5 protein-coding genes are annotated in these 4,077 nt (G+C 53.8%); all 5 read right to left on the reverse strand.

Annotated features, from left to right (window positions below; all coding sequences use genetic code 11):
* Positions 1 to 119 precede the first annotated feature (119 nt).
* Positions 120 to 278, reverse strand: a complete 159-nt coding sequence (locus QZ506_RS08545; protein ID WP_291970388.1) for a hypothetical protein — start codon at positions 276 to 278, stop codon at positions 120 to 122.
* A gap of 182 nt (positions 279 to 460) precedes the next feature.
* On the reverse strand, positions 461 to 1,480 hold the full coding sequence (rfaC, locus tag QZ506_RS08550) for a lipopolysaccharide heptosyltransferase RfaC (protein ID WP_291970390.1): 1,020 nt from the start codon (positions 1,478 to 1,480) through the stop codon (positions 461 to 463).
* The gene (gene rfaF / locus QZ506_RS08555; RefSeq protein ID WP_291970392.1) at positions 1,480 to 2,529 is read right to left on the reverse strand and encodes an ADP-heptose--LPS heptosyltransferase RfaF; all 1,050 of its coding nucleotides are present in this window, start codon (positions 2,527 to 2,529) and stop codon (positions 1,480 to 1,482) included. Before rfaF ends, rfaC begins: the two co-directional genes overlap by 1 nt.
* Before the next feature lie 127 nt (positions 2,530 to 2,656).
* On the reverse strand, positions 2,657 to 3,589 hold the full coding sequence (gene rfaD / locus QZ506_RS08560) for an ADP-glyceromanno-heptose 6-epimerase (RefSeq protein WP_291970395.1): 933 nt from the start codon (positions 3,587 to 3,589) through the stop codon (positions 2,657 to 2,659).
* Positions 3,590 to 3,968: 379 nt separating this feature from the next.
* The coding region (locus QZ506_RS08565) for an IS1 family transposase (protein ID WP_291968657.1) at positions 3,969 to 4,077 on the reverse strand (109 nt) is incomplete at its 5' end.

Consider the following 4,077-nt stretch of genomic DNA (forward strand, 5'->3'; position numbering starts at 1 on the left):
ACACGCCTGTTTTGGATTAAAATGCTGATCGCTCCGGGATGCATCACCACGCTCTGGATTTAACATACTGATTTTACGTCAAGGGAATCCGCAGCCTTTATGGCTACGCAGCATAATATCTATTTATTCAACAAAGCCCCCGTCGGCAACAGCAGGGTGGGAAATATTAACAGGCGTTTGGCGACGAGAACCTGTTTCACATGCGTAACCACATACAGAGCGGCAGACACGCCGGTCAAATAAAACAGCCATCCGGCGATGATGGTACTAAACGGCATGACGGCTAGGGTCAACATGCACCCTGGAAACAGCGTATTTGTGGTTAACGAGGCGCTTACCGCGGGGTATTTTGCCCAGCTGTATCTTAGAGCATTCAACATATCATTGGGTCACGTAGCAAGGGCTATCCCCGTTGTCCCGTCCATCCGGGATGGCATGAGTGTAGACCCGGCGCAAGCCTTTACGGAAGCGCGCTTTGCACCGATGTGTGGAGGGAAGTCGCGTCGAGAGGCTGTAAGTCTACCAACTCTGACAGCTTTTGCCGGACCGCATCGGCAGAGATAGCGCTCATGTGATGATTTTCAGATTGTTCTACCACCTGATTGAGCCCATATCCACCAATAAGCCCAGGATCGGTAGGGCCATAGATTGTGATATTCGTGCGATCCAATGCCGCTGTCAGGTGACTCAGACCAGTATCGACGGAAACAACCGCTTGTGCCCCCGCCAGTACGGCGGCCACCTGCTGCAAACTCAGGCGCGGTAACACGTCGACGTGTGGAAAGTCGGCTGCAAGGCGCTGCGCTCGCTGATGTTCATGCTCTGTGCCCCAGGGGAGTTTGATGCGCAATCCTGACGGTTGCAGGCTGGCGATCAGTGCGAGCCAGTGAGATTCGGGCCAATGTTTTTCATCACGGGTGGTGGCGTGTAGGAATACCAGATAGCGCCCGGCATCTTCCGATGGTGCTGCCAGAAAATGCTGGGCAATACCGTAGTCCCCCCGCTCACTGGGCTTACGATAGTTCAGGCTGGCCGCGAAAAGCTCGCGAATGCGCTCGACGGCGTGCTGCTGCCGTGCAATACGGTGCCGGTAGTTATAGAAAATGCTGGCCAGCAGCTCACGCGCGCTGCTGCTGTCTAAACCGTGTTTTTTCCCGCGCGCGAGACGCGTGACCAACAGCGCACTTTTCAGCAGCCCTTGTGCGTCAATTACCGCATCGTACTGGTGCTCTCGCAGCTGTTGCTTAAATTGCGCACGTTCACGCCGTGTTTCTGCGCTGAACCAGCTTTTACGCCAGCGGCGGATGGCAACGGGGATTACGCGATCAACGGCGGAATGCCAGGTGGGGATTTGGGCAAACCCTTCTTCCACCACCCAGTCAAATCGTAAATTGGGGATGACGCGCATGGCATCCGTCAAAGCGGGCAGCGTGTGCAAGACATCACCCATGGAAGAGGTTTTAACGATCAGCACCCGCATTAGCGATGTTCCTTTGTCTGGATGTAAGGCGTCAAGGCTTCCAACACGCGCTCAGGCTGAATATCAATCAGGCTTTGGTGATATCCCTGCTCGCCATCGCCTTTGCGTACGCGATGATAGCAAGTAATCAAGCGGATAACGTTGGCCTGATGTGACAGCGGCGGTGTGAAATCCGGACTGCTGGGGCCATAGAGTGCCACCAGAGGACGGTTTAACGCGGCTGCCACGTGCATTAATCCGGAGTCATTACTGACCACGGCGTGACAGGCGGCAATCAGCACCACGGCTTGATCCAGTGACGTTTTACCTGCCAGATTGGCGCAAAAGGCACGCAGAGATTCGGGTAACGTATCGCGTATCGCTTCTCCCGCCTCGTTATCCTTGGCTGAGCCTAACAGTACAACCTGATGGCCGCGTTCGATCAGCGTTTGTGCAAGACTGGCATAGTGATAGTGTGGCCAGCGCTTGGCGGGGCCAAATTCAGCGCCGGGGCAGAAACCAATAAGTGAGCAATCGCTAACTAAATCAAAGGTGGGGAGCACGGCGTCGATTTCTGCCTGTGCGACCTGTAGCTGCGGCCATAACAGCGGCTGTGGAAGATCTTCAGCTCGGTGAATCTGGTCGCGTGGATAGGCTAGGGCGACATAGCGCTGCACCATCAGGGGAAACGCGGCTTTGTCCAATACCCGCACATCGTTAAGCAAGCCATAACGCATCTCTCCGCGCCAACCGGTGCGCTCTGGAACCTTTGCAAAGAAGGGCACCAGCGCGGATTTAAACGAGTTCGGTAGCACATAGGCGCGATCGTAACCTTGCTCGCGCAACGACACCCCTAAACGCCGACGTTGACCCAACGCCAGCGCCCCGTGCCCGAGCTGCATCGCCAGCGCCTGACGCACTTCCGGCATGCGGTCCAACAGCGGGCGGCACCAAGCCGGCGCCATGACATCAATCTGTGCATCTGGGTACTGTGCTTTGAGCGAACGATACAGACTGTGGGACATCATCATGTCACCCACCCACGATGGGCCAATCACCAGGATTTTCATAGCGGTTATCTTTTATGTTCTGTTGCTTGGCGGCCAGAAAAATACCATCGAAGGATGTAATCCTGTGCCTGCTGCTTACCGGGAACGTGCGGCCATACATACGTGCGGCCGCACATTGTTGTGGCGTTTACGCGGAGCAGTTCAGCCAGGTCAGGTAGTCGCTGACACCTTCAGCCACCGTTTTGAAGGGCTTGTCGTAGCCTGCCGCGCGCAGTTTGGTCAAATCGGCTTGCGTGAAGGCCTGGTAACGGCCTTTCAGTTTTTCAGGGAAAGGAATGTATTCCACCTGGCCTTTCTGGTGGAAATCCAACACGGCATCGGCCACGGCCTGGAATGACTCGGCACGACCCGTTCCGCAGTTGAAAATACCGGAAACGCCGTGATGCCAGAACCACAGGTTAACCGCAGCCACATCACCAACGTAAATGAAATCGCGTTGGAAATTTTCGCTGCCGGAGAACAGTTTTGGATTTTCACCCTGATTGATCTGGTTATTCAGATGAAACGCGACGCTCGCCATGCTGCCTTTGTGCCCTTCGCGCGGACCGTAGACGTTGAAGTAGCGGAAGCCGCAAATCTGGGAATCTGCCTGCGGCAGAATATCGCGCACGTATTGGTCGAACAGGAATTTGGAATAGCCGTAAACGTTCAGCGGCTGTTCGTATTGACGCTCTTCAATAAAGTCGCTGGTGCGCCCGCCGTACGTGGCTGCGGAAGAGGCGTACAGGAACGGGATGCTACGTTCCAGACAGTAGTGTAGCACCTCTTTCGAGTACTGATAGTTATTGTCCATCATGTAGTTGCCGTCCCACTCCGTGGTGGAAGAGCATGCACCTTCATGGAAGATGGCATCGATATTGCCCAGATCGTCACCTGAAACGATACTGGCGATGAAGTCTTCCTTGTCCATGTAGTCGGTAATGTCCAGATCGACCATATTGACAAACTTGGTGCCGTCTTTCAGGTTATCCACCACCAAAATGTCTCGATAACCGATGTCATTCAATGAGTTAACAATATTGCTGCCGATAAAGCCGGCTCCGCCTGTGACGATGATCATGGGAGTAACTCTTGTAAATCTCGTGGGTGAAGCACCACGCTCCACACTATTTATGTTATGACTGCTATCATAACATTTCGTTGCACTACAGACAGTACAACATTTTGTGCTGCCGCAAGGTTTTACTGAGGCGGTGTTGCGGCATGTCGTGACCCGCATGGAATTTTTCAGATTCTGTGGCGTTATCTGTCACCGTAATAAACAGGATTGATTAAGCTGTGTACGGGCTTACACAAAGGAGTGACACCATGCCTGCATCGTTTTATCAGCGTCTGTCCGCGCAACTAATGGCGGCGCGAACCGACGGCCTGTTTAAAGAAGAAAGGATTATCACCACGGCGCAACGTGCGGGTCGTGTATTCAATGAGTTGATGTAGCATCAAACGTAGTACTCGCGTTCGATGTAAGTACCGATGATCCTATCGTGCATTTCGGATGATTTTGAATATCCGAGCGTCTTGCGATTGAGCCGTTGCAATCGGTTACGC

It is taken from the genome of Candidatus Symbiopectobacterium sp. (genome assembly GCF_020054415.1).
Taxonomy (GTDB): domain Bacteria; phylum Pseudomonadota; class Gammaproteobacteria; order Enterobacterales; family Enterobacteriaceae; genus Symbiopectobacterium.